A 21688-nucleotide genomic window follows, 5' to 3' on the forward strand; every position below is an offset into this window, starting at 1 on the left:
AAGCTCTGGGGAATAGGGCCCCGGGTGAATAATGCCGCTTTGCGCATCTCCTTGAGGAGCCTTCCTTGAAACTGTCTTTTTTTGCCCTGGGCTGGAAAACGCTTTGGCGCGACGTGCGCTCGGGCGAACTGCGCCTGCTCATCCTGGCCGTGACGCTTGCGGTGGCGGCCCTCACGGCGGTGGGCTTTTTTGCGGACCGGCTGCAAGGCGGCCTGCAGCGCGACGCGCGCCAGCTGCTGGGCGGTGACGCGGTCGTCTCCAGCGACAACCCGCCGCCAGAGGCCTTTGAGGCACAAGCCCGGACCTTGGGCCTGCAGGTCGTGCACACGCTGGGCTTTCCGACCATGGCCCGCGCCAGCGATGCGCAGGGTGGGGCGGCCAAGCTGGTGGCCCTCAAGGTGGTGGAGCCCGGCTACCCCCTGCGCGGCAGCCTGCGGGTGAGCAGTGCGCCCGACGCGCCCGATGTCCCTACGAAAGACACGCCCGCCCAAGGCAAAGCCTGGGTCGATGCCCCGCTGCTGGAAGCTATTGGCCTGAAGGTGGGCGACACCTTGCTGCTGGGTGACAGCCAATTTACGGTGGACCGCATTATCGTGATCGAGCCCGACCGCGGTGGCGGTTTCATGAACTTTGCGCCACGCGTGATGATTGGGCAGCCCGACCTGGCTGCCACCGGTTTGGTGCAACCGGCCAGCCGCCTGAACTACCGCCTGGCCGTGGCGGGTGACGAGCCCGCGGTGAAGCGCTTTGTGGACTGGGCCGATGCTCAGGTGAAAAGCGGCGTGCGTGGCGTGCGCGTGGAGTCTCTGCAAAGTGGCCGCCCCGAGATGAGCCAGACGCTGGACCGTGCGCAAAAGTTCTTGAGCTTGGTAGCGCTCTTGGCGGCCTTGCTCAGCGCCGTGGCGGTGGCTCTGGCCGCGCGCGCCTTTGCGGCCAATCACCTGGACGACTGCGCCATGCTGCGCGTGCTGGGCCTGTCCCAGCGCACCATTGCCAGCGCCTACGCGCTGGAGTTTGCGCTGGTTGGCCTGTTTGCCAGCGGCCTTGGCGTGGCGCTGGGCTTTGGGGTGCATTACCTGTTTGTGGCGCTGCTCGCGGGGCTGGTGGATGCCGCCTTGCCTGCCGCATCGCTGTGGCCGGTGTTGCTGGGTGTGGGCATGGGCCTCACGCTGCTGATGGCCTTTGGCCTGCCGCCGGTGTTGCAGCTGGCCCAGGTGCCCGCGCTGCGCGTGATCCGGCGCGATGTGGGCAACCTGCGCCCCGCATCGCTGGGCGTGCTGGCCATTGGCGTGGCGGGTTTTGCCGCGCTCTTGATGACCGTGAGTAGCGACCTACTGCTGGGCCTGATTGCCGTGGGCGGCTTTGCGGCGGCGGTGCTGGTGTTTGCGGCGCTGAGCTGGGTGGCCGTCAAGGTCTTGCGCAAGAGCGTGAACGAGGCCACGGCGCCGCGCTGGCTGGTGCTGGCCACGCGCCAAATCTCGGCCCGCCCGGCCTACACCGTGGTGCAGGTGAGTGCGCTGTCGGTGGGCTTGCTGGCACTGGTGCTCTTGGTGCTGCTGCGCACTGACCTCATCAGCAGCTGGCGCAAAGCCACGCCGCCCGATGCGCCCAACCGCTTTGTGATCAACGTGATGCCTGAGCAGTCGGAGGCTTTCCAGAAAGCGCTGACCGAGGGCGGCGTGACCAAGTTTGACTGGTACCCCATGATCCGCGGCCGCCTGGTGGCGGTGAATGGCAAAGCCGTGTCACCCGACGACTACACGGAAGACCGCGCCAAACGCCTGGTGGACCGCGAGTTCAACCTCTCGCACAGCAGCAAGAACCCGCCGCACAACGACGTGATTGCCGGCCGCTGGACGGAAGACGAAGAGGGCGCCGTAAGTGTGGAAGAGGGCATTGCCAAAACGTTGAACCTCAAGCTGGGCGACAGCTTGCGCTTTGACATTGGCGGCGTGCAGACCGAATCCAAGATCACCTCGCTGCGCAAGGTGGACTGGGGCTCCATGCGCGCCAACTTCTTTGTCATGTACCCGGTGGGTGTGCTCAAGGACGTGCCCAGCACCTACATGGGCGCCTTCAAGGCACCCGAGACCAAGGGCTTTGACAACGCCTTGGTGCGTGCGTTTCCCAACATCACCAACGTGGACATGACCAGCACCATCAACCAGGTGCAGAGGGTGCTGGACCAGGTGATCCGCGCGGTGGAGTTCCTGTTCGGCTTCACACTGGCAGCAGGCTTGGTGGTGCTGTTTGCCGCCGTGACGGCCACGCGCGAGGACCGCGCGCGCGAGTTCGCCATCATGCGCGCCGTGGGCGCAGGCAGCAGCCTGCTGCGCCAGGTGCAGCGCACGGAGCTGGCGGGGGTGGGCCTGCTGGCAGGCTTCTTGGCCTCCATCGTGGCGGCAGCCGTGGGCTGGGCGCTGGCGCGCTTTGTGTTCGAGTTCGACTGGACCGTGCAGTTCTGGGTGCCCTTGGTGGGCGCGCTGGCGGGCGCCGTGCTGGCGTTGGCTGCAGGCTGGTGGGGCCTGCGCGATGTGCTGCGCCGCCCGGTGGTGGAGACTCTGCGCCGCGCAGCCACCTAAAACGCTATTGTTTTAGGAGCTGCTTGCGCAGTATTTCCGGGGCTTATAGGCCAAAAATGCTTAAAAATCAGAGCTTGTGGCTCACCAGCTTGAAGTCAGGGTCTTCGGCGTAGGTCTTGACGGTGAAGCCCAGGTTGCGCATGAGCCGCAGCATGCCGGGGTTGTGCACCAGCACCAGGCCGTCGATCTCGCTCAGGCCTTTGTCGCGGGCCACATCCATGATGGACTGCATCAGCCGCGAACCCAGGCCCTTGCCGCTGTAGTCGTCGGCCACCACCAATGAGAACTCGCAGCTCGATTGGTCGGGGTTGGTGACGTAGCGCGACACGCCGATGATGCGTTCGGTCTCGGTAAAGTCACCCTCGCCATTGGCCACGCGCTCCTTGTGCACCGCCACCAGTGCCATCTCGCGGTCGTAGTCGATCAGCGTGAAGCGCGCCAGCATGGCTGGGGGGAGCTCGTGCATGCTGGAGACAAAACGGAAGTAGCGGCTTTCTTTGGACAGACCTTGCACCAGCGTTTGCAGCATCTGCGCATCGTCGGGCTGGATGGGGCGCACGGTGTATTCGCCGCCATCGCGCATGGGCCACAGCTGTTCGTACTGCGCGGGGTAGGGCAGGATGGAGAGGTGGTTGTAGTTGTGGATGCGGCTGCTCACGCCCTGGGTGGCGTGGTCGATCACAATGCGCGCATCCACCGCCACTGCGCCATGCTCATCCACGATGATGGGGTTGATGTCCATCTCGCGCAGCTGGGGCAGCTCACACACCATCTCGGAGATGCGCAGCAGAATCTGCTCCAGCATGTCCACGTTGGCGGGCTGGCTACCTCGCCATTCGCCCAGCGTCTCGGCCACGCGGGAGCGCTCAATCAGGCGGCGTGCCAAAAACTGGTTGAGCGGTGGCAGCTCCATGGCCCGGTCGTTGATCAGCTCGATCATGGTGCCACCGGCGCCAAACGCAATGACAGGGCCAAATGGATCGTCGGTGACCAGGCCAATATAGATCTCGCGCCCGTGGCGCGGGCGCACCATGCTCTGCACGGTGACGCCGTTGATACGCGCATCCGGGCGCAGCTTCTTCACGGTTTGCACCATGTCGTTGTAGGTGTCGCGCACACCGGTGGCGTTCATGATGTTGAGCGCTACGCCGCCCACATCTGACTTGTGGCTGATGTCCGGCGAGTCGATCTTCAGCACCGCCGGAAAGCCCAGCTGCGTGGCAATCATCATGGCCTCGTTGGCACTGCGCGCCAGGATGGTCTGCGTGACTGGAATATGGAAGGCCGAGAGCAGCGTCTTGGACTCCATCTCGGTCAGCACCTTGCGGCGCTCGGCCAGCACACTCTCAATCACCAAGCGTGCGCCTTCAATGTCGGGCTTGGCCAGGGTGGAGAGCGGCGGCGGCGTTTGTTGCAGCAGTAGCTGGTTTTGGTAGAAGGATGCAATGTTGCCAAAGGCCCCCACCGCCGCTTCGGGGGTGCGAAAGCTCGGGATCTCTGCCTCTTTGAGGATGCTGCGCGCCGCGTTCACCGTGGTGTCGCCCATCCAGCACGACAAGAGCGGCTTGCCCATGGTCTTTTTTTCGTCGGCCAGGGCCGTGGCCACGGCAGACGCATCGTTGCCAGCCTTGGGCGAATAGATGGCCAACACGCCGTCCACCCCGCGGTCGCGGCTGGCGGCCTGGATGGCGGCGCGGTAGTGCTCGGGCCCGGCGTCCTCCGACAGGTCCAGCAGATCGGTCAGCGAGGCTAGTTCGGGCAACAGCGGCTTGAGCTGCGCGGCCGATTCGGCTGACAGCTTGCCCAGCGCCAGCTGCAGCTCGTTGATCCAGTCGGCCGCCAGCACACCGGGGCCGCCGCCGTTGGTCACGATGGCCAGGCGTTTGCCCACGGGCCGGTAACGCGAGGCCAGGCACTTGGCCGCTGAAAACAGTTCCACAAACGAGCGCACCCGCACCGCACCGGCGCGCCGCAGCGCGGAGTCAAACACATCGTCGCTGCCAACAATGGTGCCGCTGTGGGTTTGCGCCGCCTCGTTGCCCGCAGGTTTGCGTCCTGCCTTCAGCACCACCACCGGCTTGGCATTGGCCGCCATGCGCAGTGCACTCATGAAACGGCGCGCGCTGGAAATGCCCTCCAGGTAGACCACGATGCTTTGCGTTTGCGCGTCGTTGGCCAAGAAGTCCAGCACATGTGCAATGTCCACCACCGTGTGCGGCCCTAGCGAGACCACCGATGAGAACCCCACCGCATTGTTGGCCGCCCAGTCCAGCATGGACGAAGTGAGCGCGCCCGACTGCGACACCAGCGCCAGCGAACCGCGCTGGGCCAGTGGCCCGGCTGCGCTGGCATTGAGCTGCAACTGTGGGCGCTGCAGGCCCAGGCCGTTGGGCCCCAGCAGGTGCACGCCCTCGCGGCGGGCAATTTTCTTCAGCTCGGCTGCTTGTTCGGCGGTGATACCGCTAGAGATGATGAGCGCCGCGCGGCAGGCCACCCGGCCCGCAATCTCCAGCGCCGCCGCCACATCCTTGGGGGGCAGGGCGATGATGGCCAGGTCCGATCGGGCCTGGGCCAGCTCTGCCAGCGTGCCGCTGCTGTGAATGTCCAGAAACCGCAGGCTGCCGCTGAAGGTTTGCGCCTTCAGCGAGGCCACCACGGCGCGTGCTTGCGGTGTCTGCGCCTCGGGGTCGTCCACCGGCCCCGCAAACACAAGGATGGACTGGGGGGCGAACAGGGGGGTGAGAAAGTGTTTGTCCATGGGGTTCTCTAGTCTGCGCCTATCAATACTTTGACGTGTTCGGCCACGCTGCGGGCCAGTGGGTTCAGCACGTAGCCGCCCTCCAGGCACGAGATGACGCGCCCCTGGCAATGCCGCTGGGCCACGTCCATCAGCTGCCGGGTGACCCAGGCGTAGTCGGCATCCACTAGGCCCAGGTTGCCCATGTCGTCTTCGCGGTGGGCGTCGAACCCGGCAGAAATGTAGATGAGTTGCGGCTCAAACGCATCCAGTGCCGGAATCCACTGGGTTAGCACCGCTTCGCGAAACTTGTCGCTGCCCGAGCGCGAAGGCAGGCCCACATTCACCATGTTCGGGCCGGTGGCGTTCTCGCCGGTAAAGGGGTAGAGGCCTTCTTCAAAAATGGAGCACATCAACACCCGCTCGTCGCCCCTGAAAATGTCCTCACTGCCATTGCCGTGGTGCACGTCAAAGTCGATCAGCGCCACGCGCTGCAAGCCGTGCACATTGAGCGCATGGCGTATGCCCACCGCCACATTGTTGAAGAAACAAAAGCCCATGGCCGCCGCGCGCTCGGCATGGTGGCCCGGCGGGCGCACGCAGCAAAAAGCGCTGGGCACGTTGCCGGCCAGCACCAGATCCGTGGCCTGCACGGCAGCCCCTGCGGCACGCAGGGCGGCGGGCACCGTGTAGGGGTTCATGTCGGTGTCGGGGTCCACCTTGTGGTAGCCCTCGGTGGGTGCCGCGTCCAGCAGCTCGTGCACGTAGTTGCTAGCGTGGGCACGGCCCAGCTGCTCCTCGGTGGCCAGCGGTGCGTCGTAGGTGTTCATGTAGTCCAGCAGCCCCTTGACCAGCAGCATGTCGTGGATGGCGCCCAGCCGTTCCGGGCATTCGGGGTGGTGGGGCCCCATCTCATGGCGGGCGCAATCGGGGTGCGAAATATAGGCGGGCAGCACGTTGTCTCCTGCAGGGGATGTTCCAGCCAGTCTAGGCAGCCATGCTGACACCAGTCTTGACATGGCGCAATAGGCAGTGGCGTGGGTAGACATCCCCTGAATCCTTGGGGATTCCTGCCCCCGGCAGGCTCTGTTGATACCATCGCGGCACCCATGACATCCAAGCCCCTTCCTTCTGGCCGCACGGTCACCTCCCACCGTTTTGTCGTCGCCAGCTCCTATGTGCTGGTGGGCATTATTTGTTTGACCGTCTTGGTCTACGGCATGTTGCCCGGCCTGTTGGCCGTGTGTTTGGGCTTTATGGTGGCGCAGGCGCTCAGCACCAGCCAGCGTTTGGGGCGGTGGCGGCCCAGCCCGTTTGTGGCGGCGGCGTGGGTCATCTTGGTGCCTTTGGTGCTGTTTGGTCTGGTCTTGTCCAATGCCAAAGGCATGGTGCTGGGCGCCAGTGCCCAATACGCGGCCTTGCTGCACCACCTGGCAGGCACTGTGCTGGAGATTCGTCAAAAGCTGCCGCCGGACCTGGCTGCCCACCTGCCCGATGGCCTGGTGGCTGCGCAAGCCTGGCTGGCCGCCTATTTGCAAAGCCAGGCCCGCGCCATCACCGGCTTTGGTTCTGCCAGCCTGCAGGGCCTGCTGCTCGCCTACGTCGGCCTCGTCATTGGCGGCCTGATTGTGGGCACCCCCGGTGTGTCCGACCCCGCGCCCCTGCGTGCTGCGGCCCGCACCCGGGCCCGGCACTTCATCGGCGCGTTCCGCCAGATTGTGGTCGCGCAGTTCTGGATCGCCGCTTTCAACGCCGTCTGCACCGCCTTGTTCTTGTTTGGCGCCTTGCCCTTGTTTGACGTGATGGTGCCGTACTCGGGCATGCTGGTGGCGCTCACCTTCTTTGCCGGCCTCATCCCCATCGTGGGCAACCTGCTGTGCAACGGCGTGCTCACGCTGGCCGGCATGTCGGTGGCGCCCATGGTGGGCCTGGCCTGCCTCATGTTCCTCATTGCCATTCACAAGTTCGAATACGTCATCAACGCCAAGGTGGTGGGTAAACGCACCGGCACCACTGCCTGGGAGTTGCTCACCGTCATGTTTGTGGGTGAAGCCATCTTTGGCGTGGCGGGCCTGGTGGCCGCGCCGCTGTACTACGCCTATGTGAAGCGCGAGCTGCTGGAGGCCGGGCTGGTCTAGGTTTTTAAGCCTTTTAGGCCTCTAGACCCCGTAGATACTGCGTAAGCAGCTTCTGATTTGATAGCATGTTGAGGCTGCTGTCTCTGCCACAGGGCAGGGCAGCCTACCGGAGGGGCCCATGTTTTCCCACATCTTTGTCGGCGTGACCGACTTCGAGCGCGCGCTGCGCTTCTACACCCCCGTGATGCAGGCGCTGGGCCAACAACAACGCTTCATCGACCGCAGCCGCCCCTGGGCCGGCTGGCAGACCGAAGGCGTGGCGCGCCCGCTGTTCCTGATTGGCAAGCCGTTTGAAGGCGAGCATGCGGCCGGTAACGGCCAGATGACCGCCTTTCTGGCGGAAAGCCGCGTGCAGGTGGATGCGGTGTACCAAGCCGCGTTGGCCCATGGCGGCACTAGCGAAGGCGCGCCGGGGTTGCGGCCGGAGTATCACGCGAACTACTACGGTGCCTACTTTCGGGATACGGAGGGGAACAAGCTGTGTGTGGCTTGTCATGCGGAACAGGTGTGATGGCACGCTAAATTGAAAGCGTTCTTGCAGGATTTCCCCATTCTGTTATCACAGCGCTAAAAATCATCAGGCATCTAAAAGGCCAAGCCATTCAACGGCTTACAGCGCAGCGGCTCGGCATGTTAGTAGGCACGCTGTCTTGTTAATAAGCAGCTTTGCAGGGTTTGGCTTCATTTTCATAAAAGCCCTGCAGTCTTGCAGTCTGCGAAATCAGATATAAATCAAGCACTTAACAAACACACGGGAGGAAAACATGCTGCCATATGACCTTGTTCATAAGACCTGTTTGACGTCTGTAACACGTTAAACCTTATGGGCTCGGATCAAGCATCAATCAGAAGCGAGCGCGCGGCGCTAAAGCTCAAGTACGGCGTGCTTTTTGAAAACGTGTCTGCCATTCTTTTCAAGGCAGACTTAGTTGGTATTAACTTTGAAAGCAATACCGACGAGTACGACCCCGAAGTCGGAACAATCCTGCCTAGACTTGGGCAGGCCAAGTCTGTGCGCGACGTAGCATTGATCGTCCACGAGGAGTTCTGCCGCTGGTTCGGCGTAGAAGAGTCATTTACTTCCGGTGACTATCAAGATGTGGCCGAACAAATTTGGAAAGAGTGGAATTCGTTCAATCAACGGCAGGTTTAATAGGTTGCTCGGCACGGACACGCAACCGAAGGCTGCCGCTGCGCGGCACGGGCTGCGTGCCGGGCAGCTCCAACGTTAGGCCCGCAGAAATGAGGCAGAACAAATGAGAATGCGATTTTCGATATTCCCGGTTTTCGTGTTGCTTGTAGCGCTTTCGGGTTGTGCAACGAGGCCGCCGACCGTTCAGCAACCCGTTGTTCCGAGCGAATCCGTGTCGGCAAGCATTGCTGGTACCACTTGGGTTGGCACAGACTCCGATGGCGATTACTACGAGTATCACTTCCAGGCGGACGGTGCCATGCACTACAAGTCACCAACTGGGTTCTGGAAAAACGGTACATGGAAACAGGACAAGGGTTCCATCTATATGGAGACGAACAAAAGGTACTCCGAGTACCAAGGGGTGATCACTGGCGCCCATATCGAAGGGCAAGCGTGGAACATTACAGGTCGAAGGTGGACATGGGTAGCGGAGAAGAGATGACGTCTTGGTCTAACAACTGGTTCCTTCCAGCGGACGGCGCTGCGCGCCGCCGCTGAACCGGAACGCTATGCAGAGTGAACAGCCTCCGCTTGCCAACGTTGGCGAACTGCTTGAAACGATGACTGTGCGTTTGCAAATGCAGCGCCAAGGCCTCACATATCCTCGGAAATCAGTGTGTGCGGCAACGGAGCTGCTCGTCGAGCGCTTGGTGAACGTCAGTCCAACGGAATTTGTGGAAATTCGTTCATATCCAGGTGTAGTTGCTCGCTATGTGCGATTAATGACTGGTGAAGTCCTTGCGGAAATTCCAGAGCACGATGCATAAGCCGTCGATCGCTAGGACCGTCAGCGGTGTCCGCTCACCTTTACATGAGGCTTTACATGACCAGTGAATCATCGCAGCCCGAAGTTTTTACTATGAGGCCTCCCACGCCCGCAGAGGTGGACCAACTCGCAACAATCAGTGCAGTAAGCTTCGTTCTCGGATTTTTAGCCTTCATGTTGATTGTTGGTGCTGCGCTGGTCGTAGCTATTAAGACGCAACTCCCGGGCCGTTGGGCCGTGTTTCTCAGCTTTATCCTTCTTTTTGTATGGTGGGCTTCAGTTCAGTTTATGGGCGGCGATCTTGAAGTGACGTTTGGCCCGCTTGCGCTACTCGTGACTTACACGATGTACTCTGCAATTGCACTTGTCTTCGCATTCGGCTATTTGCGAATGAGTTTGGCCGTTCTCAAACAACGCGTTACGAAGGTTGCAAGCAATGAGGCCTAACAGGTCGGCCCGCTCGGACACACGGCAGAGGGTTGCCGTTTCGCTGCGCTTGCTGTGCGGCAGTAACCTCCAACGTTAAACCTCATGACGCCCCAACAGAAGAAGCACCTCAGTTACGCGAAGGACCGCAGGAATGCATACGGCGAGAACAGCAAGTCGTCGCGGAAGAACATCCCCTTGTCGAAGGTCCTCGACATTCGGTCCGAGCGTCATGCACAAGATTCGGCGCTGGCGAAGGCTGTGGCGGCAACTAACATCGATCAACTGGATGCGGCCGAGAACACCATGCGGGCAACCAAACAGCGGCAATGGCGGAAGTCTCCCGATGAGCCGCTGGGGCAAGTTCTCATTTCAAAGAGTAAGCGCGCAGCGAGGGGTTAGGTTTTACCTCACGCTCAGCTCAAACGCGAACCGCTCAAGGTGAATCCAGGTTTACTTGTCCGGCAACCCCAACAAATCCTCCGTAGGCCGCCCATCCCGATAAGCCTGTAGATACTTCTTGCGCCCAAGGGTTTGTACACCCACCCAGGCACCGGGCTGGCCGGGTTTGGCGGCGGGGCACCACAGGGCGTGTGGGCCGCTGGATTCCACGAAGTCGATCAGCTGCTCTTTCGTGGAGAAGCCGGTCTCGTTGGTCGGCTTGCCGTCCACCACCTGCACCCACCACAGGATGTGGATGTGTTCGTGTTTGTAGCCACCGCGCATGCGCTTGGCCACACATTGGAGATAGACCGCCATATTGAAGTCAGGTGTGGGGCTGGTTGTTCAGGCCTGTACCGGGCTAGTTTGTGCCATTGACTTGTCCCAATGGCCAAGAAACTGGACAAAGTCTTGAAGTGGCATGGGTTTGGCGATCAGGAATCCTTGCACTTCCATACAGCCGGTTTTGCGTACGGCTTCTAGCTGTTCCTGGGTCTCTACGCCTTCGCAAACGGTGCGCATCCCCAGCACCTCGGCAAGCCCCGCAATGAGTTGAACCAAAGCGACGGCGTTGCTTCGGGTTTCCAGTTCTATTACGAAGGCACGGTCCACTTTCAAGGTGTCAAAAGGAAAGCTGCGCAGGTAAGACAGGGAGGAGTAGCCGGTGCCAAAGTCGTCGAGTGCGAGCTTGACGCCGGTCTTGCGGACTGCATGCAGGGTGCTCAGGGCTTTGTCCGCGTTGTCGAGGAACACGGACTCGGTCAGTTCCAACTCCAGGTTGCCTGGCTGGACATCGTAGTCTGCCAGCAGTTTCTCGAGAGCCGGTACAAAGCCGTCCTCAAGAAACTGCAACGGTGACACATTGACGGACAGGCGAATGTTGGCAAGCGCGTGTGTCTGCAAGCGGCAGGCTTCGTGCAGGGCCCACAGGCCCAGGTCCGCAATGCTGCCTCCCTGCTCGGCAATCGGGATGAACTCCCCGGGGCTGATCCAGCCATAGTCCTTGTGTTTCCATCGCATCAAGGCCTCTGCGCCAACGATCCTCCAGGTGGAGAGGTCTACCTTGGGTTGCCAGAAGAGCTGCAGCTCGCCCTCGCGCAAGGCTTGCCGCAAATCTTGTTCAATGGTCATGCGACGCTGGACCTTTTCCCCCAGCTCCGCGGAGAAGGCCACGTGCTTGTTGCGGCCGGACTCCTTGGCCGCATATAAGGATATGTCTGCCTGGACCATCAATTCGTCCAGAGAAAGTTCACCGTGATGGCAAAACGCCAGGCCGATGCTCCCGCCAATGGATAGGGCACGCTCTTGCACAGCGAAAGGCTGCGCCAGAAGGTCGACCAAGCCGTTGGCGATGCCAGATGCGTTGTCCAGATCCGCTGGTGAGGTGAGTACCACCGCAAATTCGTCACCGCCCAGGCGCGCAATGATGGCGCTGTCACTAAGCTGGTTTTGCACACGATGAGCAACGAGTTTCAGGATTTCGTCGCCGGTGCTGTGGCCATGCTGGTCATTGATGGCTTTGAACCGGTCCAGATCGATGGCCATTAGGGCCAGGGGCTGCTTGTCGCGTAGCAGCTCCGTCAGACGTTCCCGGAGCATGAAGCGGTTGGTCAGTCCGGTAAGGGAGTCGGTGTGCGCAAGACGACGTAGCAGCTCCTGGTTCTGGACCTTTTCTGTGACATCGGTGGCGACACCCCGCCAACCTGCAAATGCGCCGGACGCGTCGAACAGGGTCTTGCCGTTGTACTGAATGTGCCGGTCTCCGCTGGGGCCGCGAAAGGTAAGCACCAGGCCACTGAAGGAGGACCTCGTATCTCGAATGCGTTTGGCTTCCGAGTGGTTGACGATGTTCAGTCCGACCATGATGTTGGCCAGTGGCTGACTCTTGGCGAATTCCTCGGTGATACCCAATATTTCGCACAGCTTGGGCGAGATGTGGACCAGCCACCCTCGGGGATCGACCTCCCAACGTGTGTCTTCTGCATTCTGTTCGAAGTCACTGAGCAGGTCGGCCACCAGGAGCTCTTGCTTGTGCGCTCTCGTGCGCGCCTGAATCAGTTCTGTCGATTTGCTCCACGCGGTCAGTGCTGCCATCAAGACCATGGGCGAATAGGCCATCACAAGCAGTGCGACCGGGAAAAGTAGAGGGTCGCCCGCCAGCCACAGTGCCGTCAACGAAGCCGCAGTAAAAATGACGATGTAGATAGCACTGGCCGTTGGGACTGGGTACAGCACAAAGCCGCCTGCCCCAATCATGCCGGTGACCAGGGTGGCAATGACCATTTGCTGCCCACCACTCGCATGTGGAAACCATACGACGGTAACCACGGCCCAAACAGAGCTCAAGATGGCCGCGTGTGCGGAAGCGTGATACAGGGCGCTCGGTTTGGCGGTCAGGATGTTGCGATGGCGTCGAGACCACCAGTTGTACAGGCCAAACAGGCTGGTCAAGACCAGGAGGGCATACCAAGCCCACATCGCGCCGGAAACCTGTGGCGAAAAAGCCCAAATGACGACTCCGCCCGACACGATGTTGGCGGCCATGGTGTGGGGCGTCAGACGAACAACCGCGGCCAAATGCGTGGCACGTATCCGGCCCATCTCTGGGTCCGACGATTGATACATCTCTCGCAAGGTCGCAAGGACACCCTGGAATGACGTTTCGGTCTGCGGCGGCATTGCGTTGATAAGCGGATGGTTGAGTCCATCCTACGTCATTTCGCGCTGCCGCGAAATGACGTTTCTGTGGTGGCGATTAGAACCGTGCGCCCTCAGGAACGAGGATCAGGCAAACACGCCAGCCGTGTCTTGCATGCGCGCCGACACTTCGCCCAAGTGGTGCAGGCAGTCGCCAAACGTCATTTCCAGCTGGGTGAGTTTCTTGAAGTAGTGGCTGCCGATGTATTCGTCGGTCACGCCAATGCCGCCGTGCAGTTGCACGGACTGCTGGCCGACAAAGCGCATGCTCTGGCCCAGCTGGTATTTGGCGCGTGCCATCGCGGCGCGGCGCTCGGGCGCTGGGGCATTGAGCTTGAGGCTGGCATAAAAACTCATGCTGCGGGCCAGTTCCAGTTGCATCTTCATGTCGGCCGCGCGGTGGCGCAGGGCCTGGAAGCTGCTAATCGCCACGCCGAACTGCTTGCGCGTGTTCAGGTATTCGGCGGTCAGCGCCATGGTCTTGTCCATCACGCCCACAGCCTCGGCGCAGGTGGCGGCAATGCCAATATCCACTGCATGCTCCAGCGCGGCCAGGCCTTGGGTGGTGATGAGGGTGGCGGGCGCGTTCTTGAAGCTCACCTCGGCCGCGCGGCTGCCGTCTTGGGTGCCGTAGCCACGGGTGCTCACACCGGCGGATTCGCGCTCCACCAAAAACAGGCCCATCACGCTGTTGACCTTGGCGGACACGAGGTAGGCATCGGCCTGGTCGCCTGCAGCCACTATGCTTTTGGTCGCATTCAGCACGTATCCGCCGGGGGCTTGGTGCGCTTTTCCTTCAATAGCGTCCAGCGCGTAGCGGCTGCCGCGCTCTTGGTAGGCCAGCACCACCAGCTTTTCGCCACTCGCCACACCGGGCAGCCATGCTGCCTTGGTGGCAGCATCGGCATAACCCGCAATCACTGCGCCTGCGATGAGCGCCTGCGCCAGCGGCTCCAGCACCATGCCGCGGCCCAGCTCTTCCATCACCACCATGCCTTCAATCGGGCCCATGCCCATGCCGCCATCGTCTTCCGGCACGTAAAGGCCGGTCAGGCCCAGTTCGGCCAGCTCGGTGTAGGCGGCACGGTCAAAGCCGCCAGCCTTGGTGATGGCACGGCGGCGCTCGAAGTCGTAGCCTTTGTCCACATACTTGCGCACGGCGTCGCGCAGTTGTTCCTGGTCGTCAGAAAAATCGAAATCCATGTTCTTCTCCTCTTAGCCCAAAACAACCTGGGACACGATGTTGCGTTGCACCTCGTTCGACCCACCGTAGATGGTGGTCTTGCGCAGGTTGAAGTAGTGGGAGGCCAGGGGCGCGTTGCCCACCTCGCCGCCAGGGAAGTCGCCTTGCCAGCCGGCCTCCATGGCTTCGCGCACCAGGGGCAGGGCGAAGGGGCCGGCTGCCAGCATCATCAGCTCGCTGTAGCGCTGCTGGATTTCGCTGCCACGGATCTTGAGCAGGCCGGCAATGTCCAGCGAGTTCTTGCCGCTCTTCTCGGCGGACAGCACGCGCAGCACCAGCATCTCTAGTGCCACCACGTCCACTTCCAGTTTGGCAATCTCGTCGCGGAAGCGGGCGTCGTCCCACACGCCTTCGCGCTTGGCAATGCGCTTGAGGCGTTCCAGCTCACGCTTGCTGCGGTTCACGTCGGCAATGTTGGTGCGCTCGTGGCTCAGCAGGTGCTTGGCATAGGTCCAGCCCTTGTTCTCTTCGCCAATCAGGTTCTCGGCCGGCACTTGCACGTTGTCGAAGAACACCTCGTTCACCTCGTGGCCGCCGTCGAGCATGATGATGGGGCGCACGGTCACGCCGGGACTCTTCATGTCGATCAGCAGGAAGCTGATGCCGGTTTGCGGCTTGCCTTCTGTGCTGGTGCGCACCAGGCAGAAGATCCACTCGCCGTACTGGCCCAGCGTGGTCCAGGTCTTTTGGCCGTTGACGATGTACTTGTTGCCTTGGCGCTCGGCCCTGGTCTTGACGGAGGCCAGGTCGGAGCCAGAGCCCGGCTCGCTGTAGCCCTGGCTCCACCACACTTCGCCGCTGGCGATGCCGGGCAAAAAGCGCTGCTGCTGCTCGGGCGTGCCAAAGGCCATGATGACCGGGGCCACCATCACCGGGCCAAAGGGCACGATGCGTGGCGCACCGGCCAGCGCGCACTCTTCTTCAAACAAGTGCTTTTGCACGGCCGTCCAGCCGGGGCCGCCAAACTCTTTGGGCCAGCCAAAGCCCAGCCAGCCTTTCTTGCCCAAGATCTTGGCCCAGCGCTGCATATCGTCGCGCGTGAGCTCCAGGGCGTTGTGCACTTTGTGGGCAATGTCGGCGGGCAGGTTTGCGGTAACCCAGGTGCGAATCTCTTCGCGGAACGCCTGTTCTTCGGGGGTGAAAGCCAAATCCATGGGGGAGGTCTCCAGTGTGTCTTGGTGTCAGGGCGGTCTAGGGCCGCTACAAGCCGTGTTTTAGCACGATCGTTCTATTCGGTTTGTCCGGGGGGTGACATGCCCAGTTCGGCGCACAGTTTTTGCACCGTGGCGCGTAGCTCGGCCAGCTCAGTTTCCAGCTGGGTCACGCGGGCCTGCAGGTCCGCGTTCGCAGGGGCAGCCATGCGGCTGGCCACGGCGGCGCTGGCGTCCACCGGCCCGCACAGCAGATGGGCCCAGCGCTGCTCACGCGCGCCGGGTGCGCGGTCCAGCTTGATGACCAGGGGGCCGCCTTTTTCTTCGCTGCGCTCCTGCAGCTCGTCCAGAAATGCCTCCACCGACGAGGTGTCGGCAAAGCGGTACCAGCGCTCGGCGTTCAGGCGCAGTTCGGCCGCCGTTTGCGGGCCTCGCAGCATCAAGAGGCCCAGCAGTACGGCGCTTTGCTCGGGCACACCAATGCCGCGCTGCGCGTTGTGGGTGAACTTGGTGGTGCGCCCGCCGGTGGTCTCGTGCACCAGGCCGGCTTCGCGCAGCGTGTCCACCGCGCTGCTGACCTCGGATTCGCTTAGCTCCATCAGAGGCTCGCGGCTGGTTTTTTGGTTGCAGCCCAAGAGCAGGCTGTTCAGCGTGAGCGGGTAACTGTCGGGCACGGTGCGTGCTTTTTCCATCAGCGTGGCGAGCACGCGGGCTTCAACAGGGGTCAAGAGAACGGGGGTGGTCATAATTCAGCCAGTTATGAAAAACATCGTCATTTTGATCTCTGGCGGCGGCTCCAACATGGCCGCCATCGTGCGTGCCGCCCAGCGCGAAGACTGGGAGCGCCAATACGGCGCGCGTATTGCCGCCGTCATCAGCAACAAAGGCACGGCCGGCGGCCTGGTGTTTGCCAAAGAGCAGGGCATAGACACCGCCATGCTGGACCACAAAACATTCGAGAGCCGCGAAGCCTTTGACGCCGCGCTGATGGCCGAGATTGACCGCCACAACACGCCGCAGGCGCCGGTGCTGGTGGTGCTGGCCGGCTTCATGCGCATCCTCACGCCGGGCTTCACCACGCACTACGAAGGGCGCCTCACCAACATCCACCCATCCCTGCTGCCCGCATTCCCCGGCCTGCACACACACCAGCGCGCCATCGAAGCGGGTTGCAAGTTTGCCGGTGCCACTGTGCACCTGGTGACCGCCGAACTAGACCACGGCCCCATCCTGGCGCAGGCCGTGGTGCCCGTGCTGCCCACCGACGATGCCGACACCCTGGCCGCCCGCGTGCTCACGCAAGAGCACCTGATCTACCCCCAGGCGCTGCGCGATTTGCTATCGAAATAGGAGCTGCTTGCGCAGATTCTGCGGGGGATTGAGGTACTTTTGTTCAAAAGATGCCTCTGAACGGGCTATTCGTGCCGCAGCGCCTCAATCGGGTCCAGCTGTGCCGCGCGCCGTGCGGGCACAAAGCCGAACACCACACCAATCGCCGCTGAGAAGGCAAACGACAGCAGATTGACGCCGAGGTCGAAGGTGTAGGGGATTTGCATCAGCGCAGCCAGGCCCAGCGATGCCGCGGTGGCCAGCGCCACGCCCAGCAGGCCGCCCAGCGAGGCCAGCACTACGGCCTCAATCAGGAACTGCAGCAGCACCTCGCGCTCCAGCGCGCCAATGGCCAGGCGCAGGCCGATCTCGCGGGTGCGCTCGGTCACGCTCACCAGCATGATGTTCATCACGCCAATGCCGCCCACCAGCAGGCTCACCGCGGCCACCGCGCCCAAGAGCGTGGTCATGATCTGCGTGGTGCCCGACAGTGTGTCGGCCAGCTGCTTGGTGTCCAGCACGTTGAAGTTGTCCTCCACGCCATCGGCCAGCTTGCGCTGCTCGCGCAGCAACTGAGTGATACCGCTTTTGATGCGGGTGGCGTCGCTGCCGTCGGCCATGGAGACCAGCAGGGTGTTGACGCGGGTGTTGCCGGTGATGCGGCGTTGCAGGGTCTTGAGCGGCACCAGCACCACATCGTCCTGGTCATTCCCAAAGCTGCCTTGGCCCTTGGAGCCGAGGATGCCCACCACCTCGCAGGACACCTGCTTCACGCGCAGCGCCTGGCCCAGGGCCGGGGTGCTGCCAAAGAGTTCGCGGCGCACAGTTTCACCAATCACACAAACGGCGGCGCCCGCGCGCAGTTCGTCGTCGCTGAATTCGCGGCCTTCTTTCAGCTGCCAGTTGCCGGTGGTGAGCCAGGCGTTGCTGCTGCCCACCACGCTGGACGTCCAGTTGCGCCCGTTGGCGACCAGGGTGGTGCTGGCGCGTGACTCTGGGGCCACGGCCGCAATGCCGCCGATTTGGCTGGCAATGGCGGTGGCGTCTACTTCCTTGAACGAGGGCGCGCTCGCCCCGCCGCTGCCCGGCCCCATGCGCTGGCCGGGGCGGATCTGTAGCAGGTTGGTGCCCAGGCTGGAGATTTGCGTTTGCACCGCCTGGGTGGCGCCGTTGCCCAGCGTGACCATGGTGATGACGGCGCTCACGCCGATCACGATGCCCAGGATGGTGAGGAAGGAGCGCATGAGGTTGCGCCGGATGGAGCGCAGCGCGAGCCAGATGGTGTTGAGCAACATCAGTGCACCTCTTCTTGCACTGGGGCGTGGCGGCGCACCGGGTGGGCGTTTTGCACATCGCTCTCGATCACACCGTCCACAAAACGCACGATGCGCTTGGCATAGGCCGCCATGTCGGGCTCGTGCGTGACCATGAGCACGGTGATGCCGTGTTGCACGTTCAGGTCCTGCAGCAGCTCCATGATCTCGGCGCTGCGCTGGGTGTCCAGGTTGCCGGTGGGCTCGTCGGCCAGCAGCACGGTGGGTTCGGTGACGATGGCACGCGCAATGGCCACGCGCTGTTGCTGCCCGCCCGATAGCTCGGCCGGGGTGTGGTGCTCGCGGCCCTGCAGGCCCACCTGGGCCAATGCGCGTGCGGCTGCCTTGCGCCGGGCGCTGGCCGATTCGCCACGGTAGAGCAGGGGCAGTTCCACGTTCTCTTGCGCACTGGTGCGTGGCAGCAAATGAAAGCCCTGAAACACAAAGCCCAGGTAGTGGCGGCGCAGCTGGGCGCGCTGGTCGCGGCCCAGGGTTTCCACATGCACGCCTTGGAACAAGTATTCGCCCGTCGTGGGCGTGTCCAAGCAGCCCAGCGTGTTCATGGCGGTGGACTTGCCGGAGCCGCTGGGGCCCATGATGGCGACAAAGTCACCGGCCTCGATGCGCAGGTCCACGCCCTTGAGCGCCTGCAGCACCGTGGCGCCCTGGCCGTAGGTGCGAGTCACGCCGCGTAGCTCGATCAGCGGAACAGCCGCAGTGCTTGTACTCATTTGCCAGCTCCGCCACTGCGCTGGTCGGTGATGACGCGCATGTCAGCCGTCAGCTCGCCGTCGGTGACCTCGGTCATGCGGCCATCGCTGATGCCGGTCTGCACCGGCACGGCCACGGGGGCGCCGTCGCGCAGTACCCAAACCTGCTTGCTGCCGCTGCCGGCGGCTGCGCCTGCACTCTTGCGGTTGCCGCTGCCACTGGGCATGCGCGGCATCAGGCTGCCCACAATGCTGCTGCTTTGGGCCGCAGGCTTGCCGGCGCTGCTGCCAGAGCTGGGGCTGTAGCGCAGCGCGGTGTTGGGCACCAGCAGCACGTCCTTGCGTTCGGTGGCGGTGATGGTGGCGGTGGCGGTCATGCCGGGGCGCAGGGTTAGGTCGCTGTTGTCCACCTCCAGGTAGGTGATGTAGGTGACCACGTTCTCGGTGGTGGTGGAGCCATAGGCCACGCGGGTGATGGTGGCGGGGAATTTGCGCGAGGGGTAGGCGCTGACGGTGAAGCTGGCCTTTTGGCCGACCTTCACCGAGCCCACATCGGCCTCGTCGACATTCACCTGCAGGCGCAGCTTGCTCAGGTCTTCGGCCACGCTGAACAGCGTGACGGCCTGCAGCGAGGCAGCCACGGCGTTGCCCGGCTCCACGCTGCGCGTAAGCACCACGCCGTCAATGGGCGAGCGGATCGAGGCCTTGGACAGGTTGGTCGCGTCACTCGACGCGCCGGCTTGCGCTTCGGTCACGTTGGCACGCGCGCTGGCCTCGTCGGCCTGGGCACGTTCCAGCGTGGCGCGGGCACTGTCGAGTTCGCTCTTGGCCGGTACCTTGCCGCCGGACAAGCGCGACACCTCTTCGAGCCGCGCGAGGTTGGCCTGCGCCTCTTTCACGGTGACCACGGTTTGCGCGACCTTGGCCTGTGCGGCGCTGAGCGTGGCGCGGCTTTTGGTGAGCTGGTCGGTCAGCTTGGCGGTGTCCAGTTCCACCAACAGCTGGCCTTTGCGCACGCGGTCGTTCACGTCCACCAGCACATTGCGCACCGTACCCGACAGCTCGCTGCCGATATTGACCGAGCGCGTGGGTTGCAGCGTGCCGTTGGCGGACACGCTCAGGGTCAGGTTGCCGCGCTGCACGGTTTCGCTGACATAGCTGGGCGCGGCCTGGGCTTGGCTGCGCGCGCGCAGCGCGTAGGTGCCGCCCAGGGCCAGCAGCACTGCGGCCACACTGGCCAGCACGATGGGGCGGCGCCACCAGCTGCGCTGCGGGGCGGCTTGCAGCAGGGCCTGAACGGCAGCGGTACTGGGCGTGGCGGAGGGGGAGGGAGTCAGGTCGGAGCTCATGGTTGTCCTGCGGAAGAAGAGGGGGCAGAGGTGGCGGTCGTGGAGGGCGTGGCCTGCCAGCCGCCGCCCAGCGCCTTGTAGAGGCGCACATGGTCGGTACCCAGATCGGTGAGGGTGCTGGCCACGCTGTTTTGCGCGCTGAGCAGCGTGCGCTGGGTGGTCAGCACGGTTTGGAAGTCGATGAGGCCGCTGGTGTAGCGCTGCTGCGCGAGCAGGGCTGCCAGCTCGGCCGCTGTGGCCGCGCTTTTCAAGTGCTGCAAGCGTGTGCGGTGGCCGCGCAGGGCGGCCAGGGCGTCTTCCACATCCTTGAGGGCGGTGAGCACCGTGCTCTGGTAGCTGGCTTGGGCCTGCGTCAGTGCGGCCTGCTGCGCTCGCAGATTGGCATTGCCCGCGCCGCCGTCAAATACCGGCCACGACACGCTGGCCAGAAGGCTGCCCAGCACGCTGGCGCCGTTGGTCAGCCCGGCCAGCGTCAGCGCACTCACGCCCAGCGAGCCTCCGATGGAGAAGCTGGGGTAGCGCGCCGCGTCGGCCACCTGCACACGGGCCAGTGCCGCAGCAATGCGGGCCTCTTCGGCACGCACGTCGGGGCGCTGGCGCAACGTCTCGGCGGGGAAGGCCAGGGCGAGCTGTTCGGGTGCGCTGGGGATCGGACCGGCGCTGCCCAGTTGCTCGGTCAGTGCCGTGGGCGCCTGCCCGGTCAGCACCGCCAGGCTGTGCTGGCTGGCGGCGATGCTGGCTTGCAGGCTGGGAATCTCGGCGCGTGTCTGTTCCACGGAGGTCCGGGCCTGCTCGACTTCCAGGCTGGTGGTGAGGCCGGCTTGGGCGCGCCAGTCGGTAAGCTGCAGGGTTTCTTGCTGGCTGGCCAGGTTGGTCTGTGCGATGGCGAGCTGGCTTTGTTGACCGCGCAGTTGCAGGTAGGCCAGCGCCACTTCGGCGGCGAGCGACACCTGGGCATCGGCCATCGTGGCCTGCTGGGCCTGGGCATCGGCCTCGGTGGCGTCCAGGCCGGCGCGCTTGCCACCAAACAGGTCGGGCTCCCAGCTCGCGTCCAGCCCGGCCTTGAAGCTGCTGGTGGCGGCTTGGCTATCGGTCTGGCTGCGTTGGGCGGAGCCACTGGCGCTCAGGCTGGGCAGCAGGCTGCCCTGCTTGGCATCGCGCAGGGCACGGGCCTGCTGTAGCGCGGCCTCGGCCTTGCGCAGGCTGGGGTTGGCCTGCAGCGCCTGGGTCACCAGGGCGGAGAGATGGGCGTCGTTGAACTTGTCCCACCACTGGGCCAGGCTGTCGGGCGTGGCGCTGCTGGCCTGGGACCAACTGGAGGGAACCGCTGGGGCGGGGAGGGGCGGACTGTCGGGCTGGGCGCCGACCGCTTGGCTGGCCAGCGTGGCCACCGTCAACAGGACGGCTGCAGCACCATGCCGCAGCTGCGGCTGGCGCAAGAAAGAAGAGGGTTGAGGGGGCATGGCCGCCATGGTGCAGACCATGGGTTTCGCCTTCATGCCCTGGATGTAAAGACCGGTAAAGACGGCACCAGGCCGGTTCCACAAGACGTGGATTGGCCTGGTTTGCTATCAATAGAGGAGCTGCTTGCGCAGATTCCACAAGGTCCAG

19 protein-coding genes are annotated in these 21688 nt (G+C 63.3%); 8 read left to right on the forward strand and 11 right to left on the reverse strand.

Features of this window, described 5'->3' with window-relative positions:
• Positions 1–65 precede the first annotated feature (65 nt).
• On the forward strand, positions 66–2582 hold the full coding sequence (locus CHU94_RS10110; RefSeq protein WP_094479450.1) for an ABC transporter permease: 2517 nt from the start codon (positions 66–68) through the stop codon (positions 2580–2582).
• A 67-nt stretch (positions 2583–2649) separates the two neighbouring features.
• Here the strand turns inward: CHU94_RS10110 and CHU94_RS10115 are convergent, their stop codons facing one another.
• Positions 2650–5340 carry a bifunctional acetate--CoA ligase family protein/GNAT family N-acetyltransferase gene (locus CHU94_RS10115; RefSeq protein WP_094479452.1) on the reverse strand — a complete coding sequence of 897 codons (2691 nt, stop codon included), beginning with the start codon at positions 5338–5340 and terminating at the stop codon, positions 2650–2652.
• An 8-nt stretch (positions 5341–5348) separates the two neighbouring features.
• Entirely contained in the window at positions 5349–6275 is a 927-nt protein-coding gene (locus CHU94_RS10120; protein ID WP_094479454.1) for a histone deacetylase family protein, read from the reverse strand.
• 153 nt (positions 6276–6428) lie between these two features.
• Between CHU94_RS10120 and CHU94_RS10125 the strand changes: the two genes are divergently transcribed.
• The 6 genes from CHU94_RS10125 to CHU94_RS10150 all read left to right on the forward strand — a co-directional run bounded on the left by CHU94_RS10125 (position 6429) and on the right by CHU94_RS10150 (position 10246).
• Positions 6429–7457: an AI-2E family transporter gene (locus CHU94_RS10125; protein WP_094479456.1), complete on the forward strand. Its 1029-nt coding sequence runs from the start codon at positions 6429–6431 to the stop codon at positions 7455–7457.
• A gap of 118 nt (positions 7458–7575) precedes the next feature.
• Positions 7576–7968, forward strand: coding sequence for a VOC family protein (locus tag CHU94_RS10130; RefSeq protein WP_094479457.1), 393 nt, complete (start codon positions 7576–7578; stop codon positions 7966–7968).
• Positions 7969–8280: 312 nt separating this feature from the next.
• Positions 8281–8610: a hypothetical protein gene (locus CHU94_RS10135; RefSeq protein WP_094479459.1), complete on the forward strand. Its 330-nt coding sequence runs from the start codon at positions 8281–8283 to the stop codon at positions 8608–8610.
• A 551-nt stretch (positions 8611–9161) separates the two neighbouring features.
• Entirely contained in the window at positions 9162–9419 is a 258-nt protein-coding gene (locus CHU94_RS19265; RefSeq protein WP_176451998.1) for a hypothetical protein, read from the forward strand.
• 56 nt (positions 9420–9475) lie between these two features.
• Positions 9476–9865, forward strand: a complete 390-nt coding sequence (locus tag CHU94_RS10145; RefSeq protein ID WP_141211438.1) for a hypothetical protein — start codon at positions 9476–9478, stop codon at positions 9863–9865.
• Between the two features lie 84 nt (positions 9866–9949).
• A complete protein-coding gene (locus CHU94_RS10150) occupies positions 9950–10246 on the forward strand; it encodes a hypothetical protein (RefSeq protein WP_094479465.1) in 297 nt (98 codons plus the stop codon).
• 51 nt (positions 10247–10297) lie between these two features.
• On the opposite strand, the gene CHU94_RS10155 is transcribed toward CHU94_RS10150, so the two are convergent.
• From CHU94_RS10155 to CHU94_RS10175, 5 genes are all read right to left on the reverse strand, one after another.
• On the reverse strand, positions 10298–10603 hold the full coding sequence (locus CHU94_RS10155; RefSeq protein ID WP_094479467.1) for a hypothetical protein: 306 nt from the start codon (positions 10601–10603) through the stop codon (positions 10298–10300).
• A gap of 27 nt (positions 10604–10630) precedes the next feature.
• Positions 10631–12829 carry a bifunctional diguanylate cyclase/phosphodiesterase gene (locus tag CHU94_RS10160; RefSeq protein WP_176451999.1) on the reverse strand — a complete coding sequence of 733 codons (2199 nt, stop codon included), beginning with the start codon at positions 12827–12829 and terminating at the stop codon, positions 10631–10633.
• 240 nt (positions 12830–13069) lie between these two features.
• Positions 13070–14185 (reverse strand): acyl-CoA dehydrogenase family protein, encoded by a 1116-nt coding sequence (locus tag CHU94_RS10165; protein ID WP_094479471.1) that lies wholly within the window; start codon positions 14183–14185, stop codon positions 13070–13072.
• 12 nt (positions 14186–14197) lie between these two features.
• Positions 14198–15379: an acyl-CoA dehydrogenase family protein gene (locus CHU94_RS10170; RefSeq protein WP_094479473.1), complete on the reverse strand. Its 1182-nt coding sequence runs from the start codon at positions 15377–15379 to the stop codon at positions 14198–14200.
• 74 nt (positions 15380–15453) lie between these two features.
• Positions 15454–16122, reverse strand: coding sequence for a YceH family protein (locus CHU94_RS10175; RefSeq protein ID WP_094479476.1), 669 nt, complete (start codon positions 16120–16122; stop codon positions 15454–15456).
• A gap of 13 nt (positions 16123–16135) precedes the next feature.
• Between CHU94_RS10175 and purN the strand changes: the two genes are divergently transcribed.
• Complete coding sequence (gene purN / locus CHU94_RS10180; protein WP_094479478.1) at positions 16136–16726, forward strand: phosphoribosylglycinamide formyltransferase; 591 nt, start codon at positions 16136–16138, stop codon at positions 16724–16726.
• Between the two features lie 65 nt (positions 16727–16791).
• Here purN and CHU94_RS10185 read toward each other — a convergent pair whose 3' ends face one another.
• Genes CHU94_RS10185 through CHU94_RS10200 form a run of 4 tightly spaced genes read right to left on the reverse strand, consistent with a single transcriptional unit; the run spans position 16792 to position 21576 of the window.
• A complete protein-coding gene (locus CHU94_RS10185) occupies positions 16792–18000 on the reverse strand; it encodes an ABC transporter permease (RefSeq protein WP_094479480.1) in 1209 nt (402 codons plus the stop codon).
• Positions 18000–18749 (reverse strand): ABC transporter ATP-binding protein, encoded by a 750-nt coding sequence (locus CHU94_RS10190; RefSeq protein ID WP_094479482.1) that lies wholly within the window; start codon positions 18747–18749, stop codon positions 18000–18002. The genes CHU94_RS10185 and CHU94_RS10190 overlap by 1 nt, the downstream gene beginning before the upstream one ends.
• Entirely contained in the window at positions 18746–20077 is a 1332-nt protein-coding gene (locus CHU94_RS10195) for an efflux RND transporter periplasmic adaptor subunit (RefSeq protein WP_094479483.1), read from the reverse strand. Before CHU94_RS10195 ends, CHU94_RS10190 begins: the two co-directional genes overlap by 4 nt.
• A complete protein-coding gene (locus CHU94_RS10200; protein WP_255033914.1) occupies positions 20074–21576 on the reverse strand; it encodes an efflux transporter outer membrane subunit in 1503 nt (500 codons plus the stop codon). The genes CHU94_RS10195 and CHU94_RS10200 overlap by 4 nt, the downstream gene beginning before the upstream one ends.
• Between the last annotated feature and the right edge of the window lie 112 nt (positions 21577–21688).

Origin of the sequence: Rhodoferax sp. TH121 (assembly GCF_002251855.1) — a bacterium.
Classification (GTDB): domain Bacteria; phylum Pseudomonadota; class Gammaproteobacteria; order Burkholderiales; family Burkholderiaceae_C; genus Allorhodoferax.